10 protein-coding genes, 2 tRNA genes, 3 rRNA genes and 1 pseudogene are annotated in these 19990 nt (G+C 46.4%); 10 read left to right on the plus strand and 6 right to left on the minus strand.

The window, feature by feature from the left end:
- The first annotated feature begins 20 nt into the window (after positions 1-20).
- Both aroE and MKS89_RS00260 read left to right on the plus strand, forming a co-directional pair.
- Positions 21-884: a shikimate dehydrogenase gene (gene aroE, locus MKS89_RS00255; protein WP_072963474.1), complete on the plus strand. Its 864-nt coding sequence runs from the start codon at positions 21-23 to the stop codon at positions 882-884.
- Positions 881-1153: a DUF1488 family protein gene (locus MKS89_RS00260; RefSeq protein ID WP_072963477.1), complete on the plus strand. Its 273-nt coding sequence runs from the start codon at positions 881-883 to the stop codon at positions 1151-1153. The genes aroE and MKS89_RS00260 overlap by 4 nt, the downstream gene beginning before the upstream one ends.
- On the opposite strand, the gene MKS89_RS00265 is transcribed toward MKS89_RS00260, so the two are convergent.
- The gene (locus MKS89_RS00265; protein ID WP_072963479.1) at positions 1150-1698 is read right to left on the minus strand and encodes a gamma carbonic anhydrase family protein; all 549 of its coding nucleotides are present in this window, start codon (positions 1696-1698) and stop codon (positions 1150-1152) included. The genes MKS89_RS00260 and MKS89_RS00265 overlap by 4 nt on opposite strands.
- A gap of 556 nt (positions 1699-2254) precedes the next feature.
- On the opposite strand from MKS89_RS00265, the gene MKS89_RS00270 reads away from it, so the two are divergent.
- From MKS89_RS00270 to MKS89_RS00290, 5 genes are all read left to right on the plus strand, one after another.
- Positions 2255-3796 (plus strand): 16S ribosomal RNA (locus MKS89_RS00270).
- 59 nt (positions 3797-3855) lie between these two features.
- Positions 3856-3931 (plus strand) — tRNA-Glu (locus MKS89_RS00275).
- A gap of 298 nt (positions 3932-4229) precedes the next feature.
- Positions 4230-7119, plus strand: a 23S ribosomal RNA gene (locus MKS89_RS00280).
- Positions 7120-7199: 80 nt separating this feature from the next.
- Positions 7200-7315: ribosomal RNA gene (rrf, locus tag MKS89_RS00285) — 5S ribosomal RNA — on the plus strand.
- The 16S, 23S and 5S rRNA genes sit together here with 2 tRNA genes alongside, the layout of an rRNA operon.
- 163 nt (positions 7316-7478) lie before the next feature.
- Positions 7479-7569, plus strand: a tRNA-Ser gene (locus MKS89_RS00290).
- A gap of 454 nt (positions 7570-8023) precedes the next feature.
- Here the strand turns inward: MKS89_RS00290 and MKS89_RS00295 are convergent.
- Positions 8024-9050 (minus strand): IS630 family transposase gene (locus MKS89_RS00295; RefSeq protein ID WP_252518332.1). Its coding sequence is split into 2 segments (ribosomal slippage): positions 8024-8599 and positions 8601-9050, totalling 1026 coding nucleotides; the frame shifts between segments, so codons are not numbered across the junction.
- Positions 9051-9599: 549 nt separating this feature from the next.
- On the opposite strand from MKS89_RS00295, the gene tnpA reads away from it, so the two are divergent.
- On the plus strand, positions 9600-10061 hold the full coding sequence (gene tnpA / locus MKS89_RS00300; protein WP_252518336.1) for an IS200/IS605 family transposase: 462 nt from the start codon (positions 9600-9602) through the stop codon (positions 10059-10061).
- A gap of 158 nt (positions 10062-10219) precedes the next feature.
- On the opposite strand, the gene ilvY is transcribed toward tnpA, so the two are convergent.
- Positions 10220-11116, minus strand: a complete 897-nt coding sequence (gene ilvY, locus MKS89_RS00305) for an HTH-type transcriptional activator IlvY (RefSeq protein ID WP_072962898.1) — start codon at positions 11114-11116, stop codon at positions 10220-10222.
- 138 nt (positions 11117-11254) lie between these two features.
- On the opposite strand from ilvY, the gene ilvC reads away from it, so the two are divergent.
- Positions 11255-12739, plus strand: coding sequence for a ketol-acid reductoisomerase (gene ilvC, locus MKS89_RS00310; protein ID WP_072962901.1), 1485 nt, complete (start codon positions 11255-11257; stop codon positions 12737-12739).
- Between the two features lie 165 nt (positions 12740-12904).
- Here the strand turns inward: ilvC and ubiK are convergent, their stop codons facing one another.
- The 3 genes and pseudogenes from ubiK to MKS89_RS00325 form a co-directional block, all read right to left on the minus strand.
- Positions 12905-13162: a ubiquinone biosynthesis accessory factor UbiK gene (gene ubiK / locus MKS89_RS00315; protein WP_072962903.1), complete on the minus strand. Its 258-nt coding sequence runs from the start codon at positions 13160-13162 to the stop codon at positions 12905-12907.
- A 179-nt stretch (positions 13163-13341) separates the two neighbouring features.
- A pseudogene (locus tag MKS89_RS00320) lies at positions 13342-16410 on the minus strand (multidrug efflux RND transporter permease subunit); the annotation flags it as partial.
- An 11-nt stretch (positions 16411-16421) separates the two neighbouring features.
- Entirely contained in the window at positions 16422-17540 is a 1119-nt protein-coding gene (locus MKS89_RS00325) for an efflux RND transporter periplasmic adaptor subunit (RefSeq protein ID WP_072962911.1), read from the minus strand.
- 321 nt (positions 17541-17861) lie between these two features.
- Between MKS89_RS00325 and rep the strand changes: the two genes are divergently transcribed.
- Positions 17862-19883 (plus strand): DNA helicase Rep, encoded by a 2022-nt coding sequence (gene rep, locus MKS89_RS00330; protein ID WP_072962913.1) that lies wholly within the window; start codon positions 17862-17864, stop codon positions 19881-19883.
- The last annotated feature ends 107 nt before the right edge of the window (positions 19884-19990 follow it).

A 19990-nucleotide genomic window follows, 5' to 3' on the forward strand; every position in this document is an offset into this window, starting at 1 on the left:
CTTTGAGTGAAGGCAAGGATATGGCTTATCAGGATCAGTATGCAGTATTCGGCAATCCAATCGGTCACAGCAAATCTCCTTTTATACAGACATTGTTTGCTCGACAGACCAACCAAGACATGGTCTATACGGCTGAGTTGGCGCCGATAGATGGTTTTAAAACAGCAGTAGATGCGTTTTTCTCTCGAGGGGGAAAGGGATGTAATGTGACTGTTCCCTTTAAAGAGGAAGCATACGCGTTTGCCGATCTGTTGACCGAGCGCGCCAAAATTGCTGGTGCGGTCAATACATTAAAGAAACTCGATGATGGCGGCATTCTCGGGGACAATACCGATGGTGCTGGTCTAGTTCAGGATTTATTGCAGTATCAGGTGCCCTTGAAGGGAGCGAAAATTTTGTTAATTGGTGCGGGTGGTGCAGCAAGAGGCGTGATTCATCCTTTATTAGCACAATCTCCCGACTCGATTGTGATTACCAACCGGACTTTCACCAAAGCACAAGATCTTGCTACTTTTTTCCAAGAACATAACCGTCAAAATCAAGACTCGTTAACATCCGTACCAGTCTCGGCTCAACCGATGTCAGAGATCCATACGGCATTTGATGTGGTGATTAATTCGACGTCAGCAAGTCTGTCCGGAGCGCTGCCGGATATTTCCAGTGATATCTTTGCAGAAAGAAGTGTTGCTTATGACATGATGTATGGCAAAGGGCTCACGGTTTTTAATCACTGGGCCGTGGAGAATGGTTGTGCTCATGCCTATGATGGCTTGGGGATGTTAGTTGGGCAAGCGGCGGAAAGCTTCATGCTATGGCGTGGCATTCGCCCCGGCACTCGGCAGATATTAAGAGAGCTGAGACGCAATTTGGAAGGCAGCCTATGAATCAGTCGATTCTTTTTCCCGATGTGCAGTCTTGGGATCAAGCAATGCAGCAAATCCGTTTCCCTGCTCAATGTCAGGGCGCGTTAATTGAGTGTACTGTTGCCGTTACTGTTCTGGAACAAATTGCCAACCAGCAGATAACGAATGAAGAAGAAGCTGTCAGTATTTTCTCTCAATATCGTTTCGATTGCGAAGAATTGGCCGAGCAGCTGATTGAGGATGAAGCATACAATGCGCTCGGGCAAATCGAACTGACCGTCTCTAATTAGCCGATATCTTCTACTTGATGAAGAAAGTCATCTTTATTCTGAACATAGTTCTCTGCAGATTTAACTAAGAAGGCTCGCTCTTCATCCGTGAGTGGGCGAGCCTGTTTGACAGGATTGCCCATATAAAGGTAGCCGCTTTGTAATGTTTTGTTGGGTGGGACCAAACTACCTGCACCAATCACAACTTCACTCTCTACAGTCACCCCATCAAGAATAATGCTGCCCATGCCAACCAGAACTCTGTCCTGAATCGTACAACCATGTAGCATTGCTTTATGACCTACAGTGACATCATCGCCAATAATCAGTGGGTAACCATTCGGGTTCGCGGCATTTTTGTGAGTGACGTGAAGAACCGAACCATCCTGAATATTACTTCTTTTCCCGATATGGATATGGTTAACATCGCCTCGGGCTGCCACCAAAGGCCAGATACTCGAATCATCCCCGATTCGGATATCACCGACTAATACAGCCGTACAATCCACATAAACACGTCGACCAAGTTCTGGGGCAATCCCTTTATAGCGCCGAATTGAACTCATGATGCTCTCCTCAAAATGTTAGTTTTTTGTTTTTCGTGATGTCGAATAAGGATAATGGCTTTTCTGTTTGGAGTAAAAATAGACTTTCTGCCTAAAAAACACCCGGTTGATTAGAAACATAGGAAAACTTATCAAAAAGGGCTTGCCAATCGAAAGGCGATGCCTATAATGCCCCTCGCTGACACGGGATAGCGGTGAGAAATCCCCATCTGTGTCAGTCCGGTCTTCACCGAAAAATAAATCTGAAAAAAGTGTTTGACACCAAGATTTATCTCGCTAGAATGGCCGCCTCTTCGAACGGAGAACGTTTTGAAGAATCGCTCTTTAACAATATAGACCAATCAATCTGTGTGGGCACTCGTCGATAAATATCCAATAAGATTTTATCAATGAACCGAGTGACCAATATCAAGTTGGAAAGCAGTTTACTGTAATCTGACAAGAGCACAGTCAATTCAGCATTACGTATGTAATGTGACTTTTTGCTTTCGCTTTTTTAAAAGCGGAGACGAAAAGCAGTATTCATTGAGCCGACACTTCGGTGTCACAAAAACTTTAATTGAAGAGTTTGATCATGGCTCAGATTGAACGCTGGCGGCAGGCCTAACACATGCAAGTCGAGCGGTAACAGAAAGAAGCTTGCTTCTTTGCTGACGAGCGGCGGACGGGTGAGTAAAGCCTGGGAAATTGCCCTGATGTGGGGGATAACCATTGGAAACGATGGCTAATACCGCATAATGTCTACGGACCAAAGAGGGGGACCTTCGGGCCTCTCGCGTCGGGATATGCCCAGGTGGGATTAGCTAGTTGGTGAGGTAAGGGCTCACCAAGGCGACGATCTCTAGCTGGTCTGAGAGGATGATCAGCCACACTGGAACTGAGACACGGTCCAGACTCCTACGGGAGGCAGCAGTGGGGAATATTGCACAATGGGCGCAAGCCTGATGCAGCCATGCCGCGTGTATGAAGAAGGCCTTCGGGTTGTAAAGTACTTTCAGCAGTGAGGAAGGATGTAGCTTTAATAGAGTTATATTTTGACGTTAGCTGCAGAAGAAGCACCGGCTAACTCCGTGCCAGCAGCCGCGGTAATACGGAGGGTGCGAGCGTTAATCGGAATTACTGGGCGTAAAGCGCATGCAGGTGGTTTTTTAAGTCAGATGTGAAAGCCCGGGGCTTAACCCCGGAGTTGCATTTGAAACTGGGAGGCTAGAGTACTGTAGAGGGGGGTAGAATTTCAGGTGTAGCGGTGAAATGCGTAGAGATCTGAAGGAATACCGGTGGCGAAGGCGGCCCCCTGGACAGATACTGACACTCAGATGCGAAAGCGTGGGGAGCAAACAGGATTAGATACCCTGGTAGTCCACGCCGTAAACGATGTCTACTTGGAGGTTGTGGCCTTGAGCCGTGGCTTTCGGAGCTAACGCGTTAAGTAGACCGCCTGGGGAGTACGGTCGCAAGATTAAAACTCAAATGAATTGACGGGGGCCCGCACAAGCGGTGGAGCATGTGGTTTAATTCGATGCAACGCGAAGAACCTTACCTACTCTTGACATCCTCAGAAGAGACTGGAGACAGTCTTGTGCCTTCGGGAACTGAGAGACAGGTGCTGCATGGCTGTCGTCAGCTCGTGTTGTGAAATGTTGGGTTAAGTCCCGCAACGAGCGCAACCCTTATCCTTGATTGCCAGCACTTCGGGTGGGAACTTCAGGGAGACTGCCGGTGATAAACCGGAGGAAGGTGGGGACGACGTCAAGTCATCATGGCCCTTACGAGTAGGGCTACACACGTGCTACAATGGCGTATACAGAGGGCAGCCAACTTGCGAAAGTGAGCGAATCCCAAAAAGTACGTCGTAGTCCGGATTGGAGTCTGCAACTCGACTCCATGAAGTCGGAATCGCTAGTAATCGTGGATCAGAATGCCACGGTGAATACGTTCCCGGGCCTTGTACACACCGCCCGTCACACCATGGGAGTGGGCTGCAAAAGAAGCAGGTAGTTTAACCTTCGGGAGGACGCTTGCCACTTTGTGGTTCATGACTGGGGTGAAGTCGTAACAAGGTAGCGCTAGGGGAACCTGGCGCTGGATCACCTCCTTACGAAAAGATATTTTGGATGAGTGTCCACACAGATTGATTTGGTTTATGTAGAGTGCATTGTCCCGTTCGTCTAGAGGCCTAGGACACCGCCCTTTCACGGCGGTAACAGGGGTTCGACTCCCCTACGGGATACCATTTTTAAATGTATTTAAACAGTATGTTTAAAAATGGTTTACTGATTTAAAAGTAAACTTGCTCTTTAACAATTTGGAAAGCTGACAAAATAATGTGTGTTTCTTTGGAAACAGACGATTATTTGTAAAAGTTCTCAATTCTTTCTCGAAAGAGAAAGACCAACACAATCAAGTGTTCTTGGAATGACACAATTTGTGTCTATTCAATTGAGTCCGGCAAAACCAGTCTCTCGCTCATGTAAAATAATGAGAGACACCTAGGTTACTGATATGCAGCTCGAAACTTCTTCGGGTTGTATGGTTAAGTGACTAAGCGTACACGGTGGATGCCTTGGCAGTCAGAGGCGATGAAGGACGTACTAACTTGCGATAAGCGTAGATGAGGCAGTAAGAGCCACTTGAATCTACGATTTCCGAATGGGGAAACCCACATGCAGCAGCATGTATCATCAGGTGAATACATAGCCTGATGAGGCGAACCGGGAGAACTGAAACATCTAAGTACCCCGAGGAAAAGAAATCAACCGAGATTCCGACAGTAGCGGCGAGCGAAATCGGAGTAGCCCTTAAGCTTTTACAGCGTTAGGTGAAGTGTCTGGAAAGGCACGCGATAGAGGGTGATAGCCCCGTAACCGACGGCGTTGTTTGAGTGAAAACGAGTAAGGCGGGACACGTGATATCCTGTCTGAAGATGGGGGGACCATCCTCCAAGGCTAAATACTCCTGACTGACCGATAGTGAACCAGTACCGTGAGGGAAAGGCGAAAAGAACCCCTGTGAGGGGAGTGAAATAGAACCTGAAACCGTGTACGTACAAGCAGTAGGAGCACCTTCGTGGTGTGACTGCGTACCTTTTGTATAATGGGTCAGCGACTTATATTCAGTGGCAAGGTTAACCGATTAGGGGAGCCGTAGCGAAAGCGAGTGTTAACTGCGCGTTTAGTCTCTGGATATAGACCCGAAACCGAGTGATCTAGCCATGGGCAGGTTGAAGGTTGAGTAACATCAACTGGAGGACCGAACCGACTAATGTTGAAAAATTAGCGGATGACTTGTGGCTAGGGGTGAAAGGCCAATCAAACTCGGAGATAGCTGGTTCTCCCCGAAAGCTATTTAGGTAGCGCCTCGGACGAATACTACTGGGGGTAGAGCACTGTTAAGGCTAGGGGGTCATCCCGACTTACCAACCCTTTGCAAACTCCGAATACCAGTAAGTACTATCCGGGAGACACACGGCGGGTGCTAACGTCCGTCGTGGAGAGGGAAACAACCCAGACCGCCAGCTAAGGTCCCAAATTACAGCTAAGTGGGAAACGATGTGGGAAGGCTCAGACAGCTAGGATGTTGGCTTAGAAGCAGCCATCATTTAAAGAAAGCGTAATAGCTCACTAGTCGAGTCGGCCTGCGCGGAAGATGTAACGGGGCTAAGCTGTAAACCGAAGCTGCGGCAATGCGATTTATCGCATTGGGTAGGGGAGCGTTCTGTAAGCCGTTGAAGGTGTGTTGTAAAGCATGCTGGAGGTATCAGAAGTGCGAATGCTGACATGAGTAACGACAAGGGGGGTGAAAAACCTCCCCGCCGGAAGACCAAGGGTTCCTGTCCAACGTTAATCGGGGCAGGGTAAGTCGACCCCTAAGGCGAGGCTGAAAAGCGTAGTCGATGGGAAACGGGTTAATATTCCCGTACTTGTTGTGAATGCGATGGGGGGACGGAGAAGGCTAGGTGGGCCTGGCGACGGTCGTCCAGGTTCAAGTGCGTAGGCTGTAGAGTTAGGCAAATCCGGCTCTACAATAGGCTGAGACACGATGTCGAGCATCTACGGATGTGAAGTCATTGATGCCATGCTTCCGGGAAAAGCCTCTAAGCTTCAGTTCACAAGAAATCGTACCCCAAACCGACACAGGTGGTCGGGTAGAGAATACCAAGGCGCTTGAGAGAACTCGGGTGAAGGAACTAGGCAAAATGGTACCGTAACTTCGGGAGAAGGTACGCTCTTGACGGTGAAGTCCCTTGCGGATGGAGCTGATGAGAGTCGCAGATACCAGGTGGCTGCAACTGTTTATTAAAAACACAGCACTGTGCAAAATCGTAAGATGACGTATACGGTGTGACGCCTGCCCGGTGCCGGAAGGTTAATTGATGGGGTTAGACTACGGTCGAAGCTCTTGATCGAAGCCCCGGTAAACGGCGGCCGTAACTATAACGGTCCTAAGGTAGCGAAATTCCTTGTCGGGTAAGTTCCGACCTGCACGAATGGCGTAATGATGGCCACGCTGTCTCCACCCGAGACTCAGTGAAATTGAAATCGCTGTGAAGATGCAGTGTACCCGCGGCTAGACGGAAAGACCCCGTGAACCTTTACTACAGCTTGGCACTGAACATTGAGCCTACATGTGTAGGATAGGTGGGAGGCTTTGAAGCAGTCACGCTAGTGATTGTGGAGCCGACCTTGAAATACCACCCTTGTATGTTTGATGTTCTAACTTGGCCCCATTATCTGGGGTGAGGACAGTGCCTGGTGGGTAGTTTGACTGGGGCGGTCTCCTCCCAAAGAGTAACGGAGGAGCACGAAGGTGGGCTAATCACGGTTGGACATCGTGAGGTTAGTGCAATGGCATAAGCCCGCTTAACTGCGAGAGTGACGGCTCGAGCAGGTGCGAAAGCAGGTCATAGTGATCCGGTGGTTCTGAATGGAAGGGCCATCGCTCAACGGATAAAAGGTACTCCGGGGATAACAGGCTGATACCGCCCAAGAGTTCATATCGACGGCGGTGTTTGGCACCTCGATGTCGGCTCATCACATCCTGGGGCTGAAGTCGGTCCCAAGGGTATGGCTGTTCGCCATTTAAAGTGGTACGCGAGCTGGGTTTAGAACGTCGTGAGACAGTTCGGTCCCTATCTGCCGTGGGCGTTGGAGAATTGAAAGGGGCTGCTCCTAGTACGAGAGGACCGGAGTGGACGAACCTCTGGTGTTCGGGTTGTGATGCCAATCGCATTGCCCGGTAGCTAAGTTCGGAATCGATAACCGCTGAAAGCATCTAAGCGGGAAGCGAGCCTTGAGATGAGTTCTCCCTGGCGCTTAAAGCGTCCTGAAGGGTTGTTCGAGACTAGAACGTTGATAGGCAGGGTGTGTAAGCGCTGTGAGGCGTTGAGCTAACCTGTACTAATTGCCCGTGAGACTTAACCATACAACACCGAAGGGGTTTTAGGGCTCAGTAAGAGACTTGATTGTGTAGAGAGAATCAGCTTTTCGAATTGAAAGAATTTGCTTGGCGACGATAGCGTTTTGGACCCACCTGACTCCATGCCGAACTCAGTCGTGAAACGAAACAGCGCCGATGGTAGTGTGGGGTCTCCCCATGTGAGAGTAGGACATCGCCAGGCTTTAATTTATCGTTTGTCTACGGAAGCTTGATGCTTTTGATAGCTGCGATGCTCATGTGCACTTGCACACTGCGCGTCTCACTTCAAAATCCTCAGCGCACAGCGACAAACGTCTAAATAAAGCAGTTTTTGATAGTAAGACTTTATTTAGGTAACAATTTGTGGAGAGATGGCTGAGTGGTTGAAAGCACCGGTCTTGAAAACCGGCGTACGTTAATAGCGTACCTAGGGTTCAAATCCCTATCTCTCCGCCACTTTTGAAAAGCTGTTGTTCATCAACAGCTTTTTTTTTATGTCAAAAAATCACCTATCTATATCTGCTAAACTTGCCCTACTTTTCCAGTCAAAATTGAAAACTCGATATATTCACCCATCTATTCAACTATTCTGCATATCAGAATATTCAAAACACCATCAGTCGTTCTTCGTTATATATTCATCCTTATAAAAATGAGATTGATCTGGCGCTGTTGTTGCTTGCGGAAAGAGTAACCGTGACATAGTGTGATCAATCGAGTATGTTATTTGACGCCATTACACATACTTTCTTTGTTGTCTATTTATGTCGAAGAAAATCTGCATCAATATTGTTCTATATTCTATTTTTCTACTCATTGCTGGCTGTTCTTCAGCACCAGACAGTGTGCCATTAAAGGGGAAGTGGACAGATCCCCGCACTCGCCCATGGTATAATACCAATCGCACTAATTAATTGGTCAACATGGTCCAATCTCTAAAGCAGAGTGAAATGACCCTGCTTTTGTCTGCACAAAAACGATTCCAAGCACTACACAGCTTGTCGACAATATCGTCATAACATTCAAAACACCTATTGGCTATTTCGTTCTGACGTAACCAACTCCATACCTGCTCTATTGGATTCAGTTCCGGTGAATAGGACGGTATATGAATGATAGTCACGTTCTTGAATGAATCGGCAAGATAACTTTGATGCCAACTGGCTTGATCCATGATGACGACAGCATGTTTGTCCGTGGGTGTTGATTGAGAAATGAGCCTGAGTTGCTCTTTCATTGCTTCCATGTTGCTCATCGGCACAACAATAGCTTCAGTTTCTCCGGTATTAACGCACACCGCTCCAAAGAGGTACGCATACTCAAATTGCTGTTGTTGTACCGCTCTGGGGCGAGTCCCTTTTTCTGCCCATATTCGGGTGGTTGTGTTGCGCTGGCCAAATCTGGCTTCATCTTGAAACCAGATTTGAACATCTTTTAAAGCCACATGTCCTGGGATCTTAAGGATCGTTTCGATTTGGAATTTTTTTAAAAGCTTCTTGCGCTTCTACAGATTGCTTTGGGTGCTTTGAACGCGTTGTTATCCAAACTAAATCAAGCTTTCTCAATATTTTATAGATACCTGATAAGCTGTACGATAGGCCAAATTCCTCATGTATGAATTCAATAATATCTGTTCCCTGTAGTCTTCCACCTTCAGGCTTAATCGCATTGGAAGTTATGTACAGCTTTAACTGAGATAGCTGGTCTTCAGTCAGTCGTGGAGGACGGCCTGTATGCTGCTTTTCTACTAAGCCTTCAACACCGTTCTTCAAATAAGTCACCACCCAGTTATTGACACTGGTACGACTGACTTTTAAATATTTGGCGATCTGAGTGCGGCTTTTTCCATCCACGAAATGAGATATAGCAAGAAGTCTCGTACGCATCCTAGCATCAGATGTTTCACGAATAAGTTTTGGGAAGTCAGAGGTCATCATATCAGCTCCTATTGAAGTTGACATTAGATCATAAAATTAGTGCGATTGGTATAAGGCTGCAATGGCTGCGAATGGTAAAGCCGTTATGACCCATGCTTATAGCGAAAGTTTGATCATGTTAGCCAGTTCGATTGATCAGATAAAAGGTGCTTCAATCCAGATTGCGACAGCACTGAGGAACAGTCTTGTGTTTGTGAGGATATTAGACTCAAGACGCAGCAGATTAATGGCACTGCGAATCAGCTGACCGAAGACGCTCAAGATCCGATTGATAGTGCAGAATCATTTCGGGCGGTCTCAGAGAAAATGTTCGATTTGGTTGGTAAATTTAAAGTGTGATCAATCCATTTGAATGATCTTGAAACGATATATGCCAATGCCTGAGCTGTTGTACTCAGGCATTTTTTGTATAGAGAAAACCCCCAGCTAGGCTGGGGGTTCCGTAAAGCTTACAGCTATAAGTCAGTTATATAACCCCTTTCAATTTGATAAAAACGTCTTGTGGTCTGGCAACTACAAGAGTTAATTAAGAATTGAAAGGGGGTCCCAATGGGGGACGAAAAGAGCTTAGCGCACACGCGCTGGAACTGTAAATACCACATAGTCTTTGCACCGAAATATAGAAGGCAAGTGTTCTACGGAGAAAAACGTAGAGCAATAGGTGAAATATTGAGGAAACTATGTGAATGGAAAAATGTGAACATTCTTGAAGCGGAATGTTGCGCGGATCATATCCACATGCTTTTAGAAATACCGCCCAAAATGAGTGTTTCAGGGTTTATGGGGTATTTGAAAGGTAAAAGTAGCCTAATGCTTTATGAACGATTCGGGGATTTGAAGTTTAAATATAGAAATCGAGAATTTTGGTGCCGAGGTTATTATGTAGATACGGTAGGTAAGAATACGAGCAAGATACAAAATTACATCAAGCACCAACTAGAGCAGGATAAAATGGGAGAGCAATTGTCGATTCCGTATTCAGGTAGCCCGTTTACGGGCCGCAGGGACTAGTCATATGCAAATGTCAGATCACTACGCGCCTGCTAGGGCGCTGCCAGTAGGAGAGCCTTATAGGCGCATATGAAAAACCACCGGCTATGCCGGTGGATACTTTTTTTATGAAATCAACAATGCTCTCAAGCTTTGTGTTAAAGATGGTGTTGACGGCATTAAGTTACAATACTTCTTTTCGCGGTGACTACTTGCCATAAGGCTTTTACCAGTGGTTGTTCTAACTGGGACTGACGGCAACAGACACCCAGTTGAAACGGTTGTATGAGTTGACTCTCCGGTAAGCGTTGCACTTTTTCTCGGGCCGGACTGTTATTGATGACGACATCCGGTGCAATGCCTATCCCGTATCCGAGCGCAACCATACTCACAATTGCTTCATGTCCGGCACTCTGAGCATAGATGTTCGGCTTAATTTTCATTTCCGTAAACCAAGTATTGGCTCTTTCTCTTGCCGTCCCTGATTCAGGGATGATAAATGGAATCATTGACCAATCAATCGGGTCGGCACAAAGAGCCTGCTCGAAGCTGCTGACACCGACAGGGGCAATGACTGACAGCGGTATCTCACTGATCGATTCAAATACAATGCGGTTAGGCAGTTGCTCCGGCAACGCCGAGATGGCGAGATCAGCTTCATTGTTCAGAACTTTGTCGATTGCCTGAGCGGGGTCGCCTGTTAATAGCTTAAATTCAATAAACGGGTGTTGAGAGCGAAAATCAGCGAGTAATTCGGGAAGGTGGCTATAGCTGGCAGTTACCGAACAAAACAGACGAATTTCACCTTTCAGGGTTTGGTTGCTTTCATGCAGCTGTGCTTGAAACTGCTGCCACTCACTGATAATTTTCATGGCAACCGGCAGGAGTTGAAGGCCGGTTGGCGTGACTTCTACCCGGCGATTGTCCCGAATAAAGAGGTGTTGCCCGATTTCATCCTCGAACTTTTGAATCTGGCGACTCAACGCGGATGGACTGATGTGCATTGCCGCTGCGGTTTTACTGAAATTTTTACTGTCACAGAGATGGACAAAAAGTTCTAATATTCTGATATTCATATCGTTGTCTAATGTGTTGCATTTCTTGCAATACTTTGTTGTGAATATATCACTTTCAGCAACAGAATGTCTGATTTAATATGTTGGATATTCGGTGTTTGCTACCGACATAATGAATCAATAACGAAGGAGCCCTACATGGCTAACTATTTCAATACACTGAACTTACGTCAGCAACTGGATCAACTTGGCCGTTGCCGTTTTATGGACCGTGAAGAATTTGCCACTGAAGCAGATTACCTCAAAGGTAAGAAAGTTGTGATCGTTGGTTGTGGTGCACAAGGTTTAAACCAAGGCCTGAACATGCGTGATTCTGGTCTGGATGTTGCGTATGCACTGCGTCAGGCGGCTATCGATGAGCAACGTCAGTCCTATAAGAATGCAAAAGACAATGGTTTTGAAGTAGGTAGCTATGAACAACTGATTCCTCAAGCTGATCTGGTGGTTAACCTGACGCCTGATAAACAGCATACCAATGTTGTTGAAACCATCATGCCTCTGATGAAAGAAGGCGCAGCACTGGGCTATTCACATGGCTTCAACATCGTTGAAGAAGGGATGCAAGTCCGTAAAGATTTGACGGTTGTGATGGTTGCACCGAAGTGTCCGGGAACTGAAGTTCGTGAAGAGTATAAGCGTGGTTTCGGTGTTCCGACACTCATTGCTGTTCACCCGGAAAATGATCCACAAGGAGATGGTCTGGAAATCGCGAAAGCGTGGGCTGCTGCCACCGGCGGACACCGTGCGGGTTGTCTGGAGTCTTCGTTTGTTGCCGAAGTTAAATCAGATTTGATGGGTGAGCAAACGATTCTGTGCGGTATGTTGCAGGCTGGCTCTATCGTATGCTACGAAAAAATGATTGCTGAAGGTATCGATGCCGGTTATGCAGGAAAACTGCTGCAATATGGTTGGGAAACGATCACTGAAGCACTGAAGTTCGGTGGTATTACACATATGATGGATCGTCTGTCGAATCCAGCGAAAATTAAAGCATTCGAACTGTCTGAAGAATTGAAAGACTTGTTGCGTCCTCTGTATAACAAACACATGGATGATATCATTGTCGGCGAATTTTCTAGCACAATGATGGCTGACTGGGCAAATGATGACGCAAATCTGTTGAACTGGCGTAAAGAAACGGGTGAAACGGCATTTGAGAACTACCCTGAATCCGATGTGAAAATCACTGAACAAGAGTATTTCGACCACGGTATCCTGATGATCGCGATGGTTCGTGCCGGTGTTGAATTGGCATTTGAAGCAATGACGGCTTCCGGAATCATTGATGAGTCAGCTTATTACGAATCTCTGCATGAGCTACCACTGATTGCCAATACTATCGCTCGTAAACGTTTGTATGAAATGAATGTTGTTATCTCTGATACAGCTGAATACGGAAACTACCTATTTGCCAATGTTGCGACACCGCTACTGCGTGAAAAATTCATGCCTTCAGTGAGCACGGATGTGATTGGTAAAGGTTTAGGCGAAACATCTAATCAGGTTGATAATGCTTATCTGATCGATGTGAACAGCGTGATTCGCAATCATCCGGTTGAGTACATTGGTGAAGAATTGCGTGGCTATATGAAAGACATGAAGCGTATTGCTGTTGGTGGTTAAGTTGAGTGATACAGTCGTCACCCTTGGGATGGCGATGATTCTCGCTACACTGATGAGATAATAAAAAGGCCTGAATTGAATGATTCAGGCCTTTTGCTTTTGAATACCAGACGGTGTGTCATGACAACTTGCAGGACATGACAAGTTGTTCTCCGTGCATAGAGGTTACTGATCTTGTTTGGATAACTTATCTTCCAACTCAGTAACTTTTGCTTCCAGTTGAGTCAGTTTTTCACGGGTACGAAGTAATACTTGTGTCTGAACATCAAATTCTTCACGACTAACAACATCCAGCTTATTCAATTGTCCCTGAATAACCTGACGAACTTTTTGTTCAACATCAGCGCCAAGGTCTTTGACCGGTTGAGGCATGGCATCATGAATCTGTTTTGCGACTTGCTCTAGTTTTTTGGGATCAAACATATAGGGTAAAACTCCTCTTCTACTGCTGTTATTCTATGTAATTCAGGTAAGAAAGTCGTTATCAAAGTGGACAAAAAAGGCCACAACGTGTGGCCTTTTACTTATCTGGATATTAAACACACCCGGCGAAGTACCTATGAAGCCGTATGGTTTGGTGTTTCATCGGTTGATTGCTTTTCTTCATCGTCTTCTACAAAAACCGGCAGTGGTTTGTGTTTCTCTGCCAAGTAACTATAGATGACCGGGAGAACAAACAGTGTAAACAATGTTCCGATTGCAAGCCCGGCAACAATCACAATACCGATACTGAAACGTTGTTTGGCACCGGCACCGGTGGCAGACATTAACGGAATCAGGCCGGCAATCATTGCGGCTGTTGTCATCAGGATTGGACGCAGACGAATCTTAGCGGCCTCCATAACAGCTTCAATCCGATCTTTATTGAATTTCAACTGTACCTCTTTGGCAACCTCACAAATCAAGATGCCGTGCTTGGTTATCAAGCCAATCAAGGTAATCAATCCGACCTGAGAATAGATATTGAGAGACGTGAAACCAAAGAACCCGCCCCATGCCAGGGCGACTAAAGCCCCACAGATTGCAAGTGGTACAGAGACCATGATGACGATGGGATCTCTGACAGATTCAAACTGAATCGCCAGAACCAAGAAGATGATTGCCAAAGCGAGAGCAAAGGTTGTATAGAGTGCGCTCCCTTCGGTAATGAACTGACGAGATTCCCCCATGTAGTCACGGGTGTATCCGACCGGTAGTGTCTTATCAACTTCATGATTCAACCATTCGAGAGCACTTCCCATCGTGACTCCGGGGGTTGGTACTGCACTGATCGTTGCCGAGTTCAACTGGTTAAAGTGAGGCAATGCCCGAGGTTCCGAAACCACATCAATCTTAATCAGACTACGTAAGGGAATGGCATCGCCATTGGCAGCCAGTACATAGTAATTATTCATCGATTCTGGATTGAGTCGGTACTTACGCTCGACTTGCGGAATCACTTCATACGAGCGTCCATAGAGATCAACGCGATTGACATACCCGTCAGCCATCAGCGCTGCTAGGGTCATACCAATATCCTGCATCGTCACCCCATAAGCACCCGCTTTGTCTTTATCAATGCTGATCTTCATCGTTGCAGAATCGAAGTTCAGATCCAGTGTTGAGTAGACAAACAAGGGACTATGTTGAACTTTGTCCAGAATGTCTGAAGCCAAAGTAAACAGGTTTTCAAAGCTATTGGGGGTTTTCAACACTAACTGAATCGGTAGACCTGAACCTGCACCCGGGAGTTCTGGCATCTCGAAGGCTGAAACGGACATACTCGGTACTTCTTTCAGCAGCCCTTGGAGTCGTTTCTGTATCTCAGCCTGACTTGCTTCACGTTGACTCCAAGGCACCATGACGGAGAAACCCAGCGACTGGTTTGATGTGGGTACACCAGTGAATTCCAAATTCAAGTCAACTTCGGGTTGAGCCATCAGAATGTCATTGACGTGTTCCATGGTTTTTTGCATGTAATCGAGGTTGGCATTGGACTGACCATTGGCAATAAACATCACCACCCCTTTATCTTCAGCCGGGGCCAGTTCGGTCGGAATAAATTTAAAGAGAACCGGGAGGCTGGCAAGGATGATTAATGCAAAAGCAATCACAACGGTACGGTGCAGCATGACCGCGGACAGCATTTTCTCGTAGCGGTTGGTGACACGATCCAATATTGAGTGAACCTTACTTTCAAATCCGCTAGGGGAACTATGTGCGACAAGCATTTTTGAACACATCATCGGTGAGAGTGTCAGGGCGATAATCCCTGAAACGATCACTGAGCCTGCCAGAGATAATGCGAACTCTTTAAATAGTGAGCCTGTAATCCCTTGGGTCAGAGCGATTGGTGCGTATACCGCTGCCAGCGTCAGTGTCATGGCAATGACCGGCAGTGCAATTTCTCGGGTTCCGATAATTGCAGCCCTGAACGGTGTTTCACCCAACTTGATGTGACGGTCAACGTTTTCAAGAACAACGATCGCATCATCAACCACCAAACCGATGGCAAGCACCATGGCAAGCAGAGTCATTAAGTTCCAGGAAAACCCGAAAGCTTGCATCACCAGAGAAACCCCGATCAGAGACAGTGGAATCGTGATAATCGGAATCATGACCGCGCGGAAAGAACCAAGGAACAGAGTAATCACTACCAACACGATTAAAACGGCTTCTCCGATGGTTTTGATCACCTCGTCAATCGACTCGTTGATTGCTTCTGTCGAGTCATAGAGCATCGTCATCTTGATATTGCTCGGCATATTCTTGTCGATGCGCGGCATGATAGCTCTGACATCTCGAGCAATATCGATCGGGTTAGCACTGGGAGCAGCATTGATAGCGGCAACGATGGCTTCTTTTCCGTTGGCGGTTGCCCGATAGGTATCATGACTCTTTGCCAGCGAGACTTTAGCAATGTCTCCCAGACGAATGATTTGCCCCTCATCCGACTTGATGACCAACCGTTCTAACTCTGTTGGCGTGGAAACCTGTGTATCCGCATCCCCATTATAGAGAACAAACTCTCCTGTCGACTGCCCGGTCGCCGATTGGTAGTTATTGGCGCTCAGCACACTCATGACTTGTGAAGCAGACAGTTTCAGTGCGGCCATCTTATTCGGGTCTAACCAAATACGCAGGCCATATTTGATCCCGCCATAGAGATCAACTTTCGACACACCACTGACCGAGAATAACTGTGGATTGACCACGCGCTCGAGATAGTCGTTGATTTGGCTGGAATTAAGTTCATCACTGGAAAAGCCAATATAGACTACCGCAGTCGTTGAGCCGGTTGACATCGTTACACTCGGGTCTTCCGCTTCTTTTGGCAACTGTGAGCGTACCGAATTGGTTTTTGCCAGGATATCAGCCAATGCCGCATTCGGGTCGGTATTGAGCTTCATTTTGACCGTAATTGTTGAACCACCCATTGAGGATGAAGAGGTCATGTAGTCGATATTATCGGCTTGAGCAATCGCTTGCTCTAAGGGTTGGGTGATGAATCCTTGAATCAAATCCGAGCTGGCGCCATAGTAGCCAGTCGTCACAGTGATCACGGTGTTCGTCATCTCTGGATACTCTCGGATTTGCAGTTTGAATACGGCTTGTAATCCAAGCAATGCAATCAAGAGGCTCAGTGATATGGCGAGAACCGGACGTTTGATGAAAATATCAGTAAAACGCATGGAACCTCCGGTTAAAGCATGGGAACTTCAGATGATGGTGTCAGCGTATCACTTTCCACCACATGAACTTTTGCCCCATTACTTAAGCGGACCTGACCGGAGGTCACAATCGTATCTCCGTCTTTCACACCACTTAATATGTGAGCTACATCTTTTTTGCGTTCTCCTACCTCAATAACATGTTGTTTGACACGCTTTTCACCATCTTTCTCGGTCACAATGTAAACACTGTCACCATAAAGCGTGTAGGCAATTGCCACCTGAGGAATAATTACCTGATCTTTTTGAACCGGCAGTAGGATATTTGCTTTGGCGAACATCCCGCTGCGTAGCTTGCCATCGCTATTTGGAATATTGGCTTCCACCTGAACCAAGCCACTCTGTGCACTGACCGCAGGTTCGATAGCTTTAATCGTCCCTTTGAACGAGTCATCCGGATAAGCATCGACAGTGATGTTGACTGTTTGACCAACCGAAATCTTAGATAGGTCGGTCTGCGGTATTGTAAAGTGCAGACGCATCACGGAAGTATCTTCCAGACGGACGATAGTGGAGCCGATATTCATATATTGACCGACATAGATATTGCGGATACCCACCGAACCGGAGAAGGGGGCTGTGATTTCACGCCGGGCGATAGTCGCTTTCAAACTTTCGATATCTGCAGACAGAGAGAAATAAGCAGCTTCAGCTTCATCGAAAGATTCTTGAGACAAAGACCCTTTTGCATACAGGCCTCTGTAGCGCTCATATTTTGCTTTTGCCGCAGGCAAACGAGCTTGCGCACTTTTTAGGTTCGCTTTTTCAACAGCAGAATCAAGCGTCATCAGCATCTGTCCTTTTTCGACGAAAGCGCCTGACTCGAATGTGATATCTTTAATGACACCACTGGTTTCGGAGGTGAGTGTGACCCCCTGCTTCGGTTCGATAAAACCGATCGCTTCAATAACAGGCGTCCAATCTTGTACTTTGATTTGAGAAACTGTAATCGGAAATGAGGGTTCGGGCATGTTCGCAAAATAGTCATTCATCGCTTTTTGCTTGAACAAATTGACTCCGATAACACTACCTAACAGCACAATAACAATCAGTAGCATCGAGAGTGTCCATAATAATGTCCGCTTTTTCATTCGATGTTAAACTCCAAGTTTAATGATGAACTAGCCTCAACGAGTTATTTTCCCAGTTTGTGCAACAAGATGTCCCGATAAAAATGAATCCGCTATCAGAATGATTGGTTCGCTTGATTGCTAACTTTTTGGTATTGAAGCATGAATTAGGTTGCCATTATAGCTTACAGAGTAGCCATATATGCAACACACTTGTGCAGTAAATTATGTAAAAACTCGCATATTTACCCGAGTGGTAAATTTATCAGCCGAGCATTATCATGAGGACGTGTGAATATCCTCATAAACCAGTCATCAAGTTCAGAGCAGATGAGATAACGGATGAAGTTAAATCCAAGACAAGATGAAGCCGTCAAATATATATCGGGCCCCTGTTTAGTCCTTGCCGGTGCCGGATCAGGTAAGACCAGAGTAATTACCAATAAAATTGCCTATTTAGTTCAACAGTGTGGGTATAAGGCTCGCAATATTGCGGCGGTGACGTTTACCAATAAAGCTGCCAGAGAAATGAAAGAGCGGGTTGCACAAACATTGGGGAAAAAAGAATCCCGTGGCTTGATGGTTTCGACCTTCCATACACTTGGTTTGAATATCATTCGTCGGGAATATAAAGCGCTCGGTCTTAAGGCTGGTTTTTCTTTGTTTGATGATCAGGACCAGTTGGCCCTTCTCAAAGCATTGACGGAAAAACAGATCGATGGGGATAAAGATTTATTGCGTCAGTTGCTCAGTACCATCTCCAATTGGAAGAATGACATGTTCTCTCCGGCTCAGGCTAAGGCGAGCGCCAGAGGTGAACAGGAGCAACTATTTGCTTTTTGTTATGAGCTCTATCAGAACCAGATGAAAGCCTATAATGCACTGGATTTTGATGACTTGATTCTGATGCCGGTCGGGTTACTGAAGAACAATGAGCAAGTCCGCCAGCACTGGCAATCAAGAATACGTTATCTGCTGGTGGATGAATATCAGGATACCAATACCAGTCAGTATGAGTTGGTTAAGCTGCTGGTGGGAGCGCGCGGTCGGTTTACAGTTGTGGGTGATGACGACCAGTCGATCTATTCATGGCGGGGGGCCAAACCACAGAATCTAGTGTTATTGGGAGAAGATTATCCGAACTTACGGCTCATTAAGCTGGAGCAGAATTATCGTTCGACCAATCGGATCTTACATTCAGCCAATATTTTGATTGCGAACAATGCACACGTCTATGAAAAGAGGCTCTTTTCTGAACTGCCGGATGGTGAACAACTGAAAGTCATCATGGCCAATAATGATGATCATGAAGCAGAACGTGTCACGGGTGAGATTATCGCCCACAAGTTTATCAATCATACGGAATATCGTGACTATGCCATTCTATACCGGGGGAATCATCAATCCCGTTTGATTGAGAAAAGCCTGATGCAGAACCGCGTGCCTTATAAAATTTCAGGGGGAACGTCTTTCTTTGCCCGAGCCGAGATTAAAGACATCATGGCGTATCTGCGGGTATTGGTGAATCCTGATGATGACAATGCTTTTCTGCGGATCGTTAATACACCGCGCCGTGAGATTGGTCCCGTGACACTGGAGAAGTTGGGCAGTTATGCCAACATGCGCGGTAAAAGCCTGTTTGAAGCCAGTTTTGAAATCGGGTTGGAACAGCACCTGACGGGAAAGGGGCTGGAAAATTTAAGGCGTTTTACGCAATGGCTGGTGCGGTTATCGGATCAGGCAGAGCGGGGGGATACGGTTGAAGTCACGCGATCACTGGTGCGCGATATTCATTATGAAGATTGGCTGTATGAAACCTCATCAAGCCCGAAAGCGGCTGAGATGCGAATGAAAAATGTGTCCGATCTCTATTCATGGATCGTCGCGGATTTGGAGGGCAATAACCCAGATCAGGAGAAAAAGACGCTCAAAGAGGTCGTTCAGCGCCTGACTTTACGTGACATGATGGAACGTGGAGAAGAAAACGATGACAGTGATGCGGTACAACTGATGACCTTACACGCATCCAAAGGGTTGGAATTTCCGTATGTCTATCTGCTCGGGACTGAAGAAGGTATCTTGCCCCATCAAACCAGCATTGATGAAGATAACATCGAAGAAGAGCGGCGACTGATGTATGTCGGTATTACCCGGGCCCAGAAAGAGATGACGTTTATCGTCTGTAAAGAAAGACGTCAGTACGGGGAGTTGATTCGTCCGAGTCACAGTCGTTTTTTAGATGAATTACCTTATGATGACGTGACTTGGGAACAGAAGAAAAAAGAACTTTCACCTCAGGAACGAATGGAAAAAGGACAAGCGCATATTGCTAATTTGAGAGCCATGTTTAAAAAGGATTCTTGACGAATCGAGTGGGAAAAGCAACGATAGAACACGGTATGATGCGATGCTTTGCTGGCAAGACTCAACTGTCTGATTATCGAAGAGATGCCTTTTTTAAGAGCGACTGA

The organism is Vibrio gazogenes (assembly GCF_023920225.1).
GTDB lineage: Bacteria > Pseudomonadota > Gammaproteobacteria > Enterobacterales > Vibrionaceae > Vibrio > Vibrio gazogenes.

Coding starts and splice junctions, on each gene's coding strand:
- rep (WP_072962913.1), top strand. CDS start 17,862: ATGAAGTTAAATCCAAGACAAGATGAAGCCGTCAAATATATATCGGGC.
- aroE (WP_072963474.1), top strand. CDS start 21: ATGGCTTATCAGGATCAGTATGCAGTATTCGGCAATCCAATCGGTCAC.
- ilvC (WP_072962901.1), top strand. CDS start 11,255: ATGGCTAACTATTTCAATACACTGAACTTACGTCAGCAACTGGATCAA.
- ubiK (WP_072962903.1), bottom strand. CDS start 13,162: ATGTTTGATCCCAAAAAACTAGAGCAAGTCGCAAAACAGATTCATGAT.
- MKS89_RS00260 (WP_072963477.1), top strand. CDS start 881: ATGAATCAGTCGATTCTTTTTCCCGATGTGCAGTCTTGGGATCAAGCA.
- MKS89_RS00265 (WP_072963479.1), bottom strand. CDS start 1,698: ATGAGTTCAATTCGGCGCTATAAAGGGATTGCCCCAGAACTTGGTCGA.
- ilvY (WP_072962898.1), bottom strand. CDS start 11,116: ATGAATATCAGAATATTAGAACTTTTTGTCCATCTCTGTGACAGTAAA.
- MKS89_RS00325 (WP_072962911.1), bottom strand. CDS start 17,540: ATGAAAAAGCGGACATTATTATGGACACTCTCGATGCTACTGATTGTT.
- tnpA (WP_252518336.1), top strand. CDS start 9,600: ATGGGGGACGAAAAGAGCTTAGCGCACACGCGCTGGAACTGTAAATAC.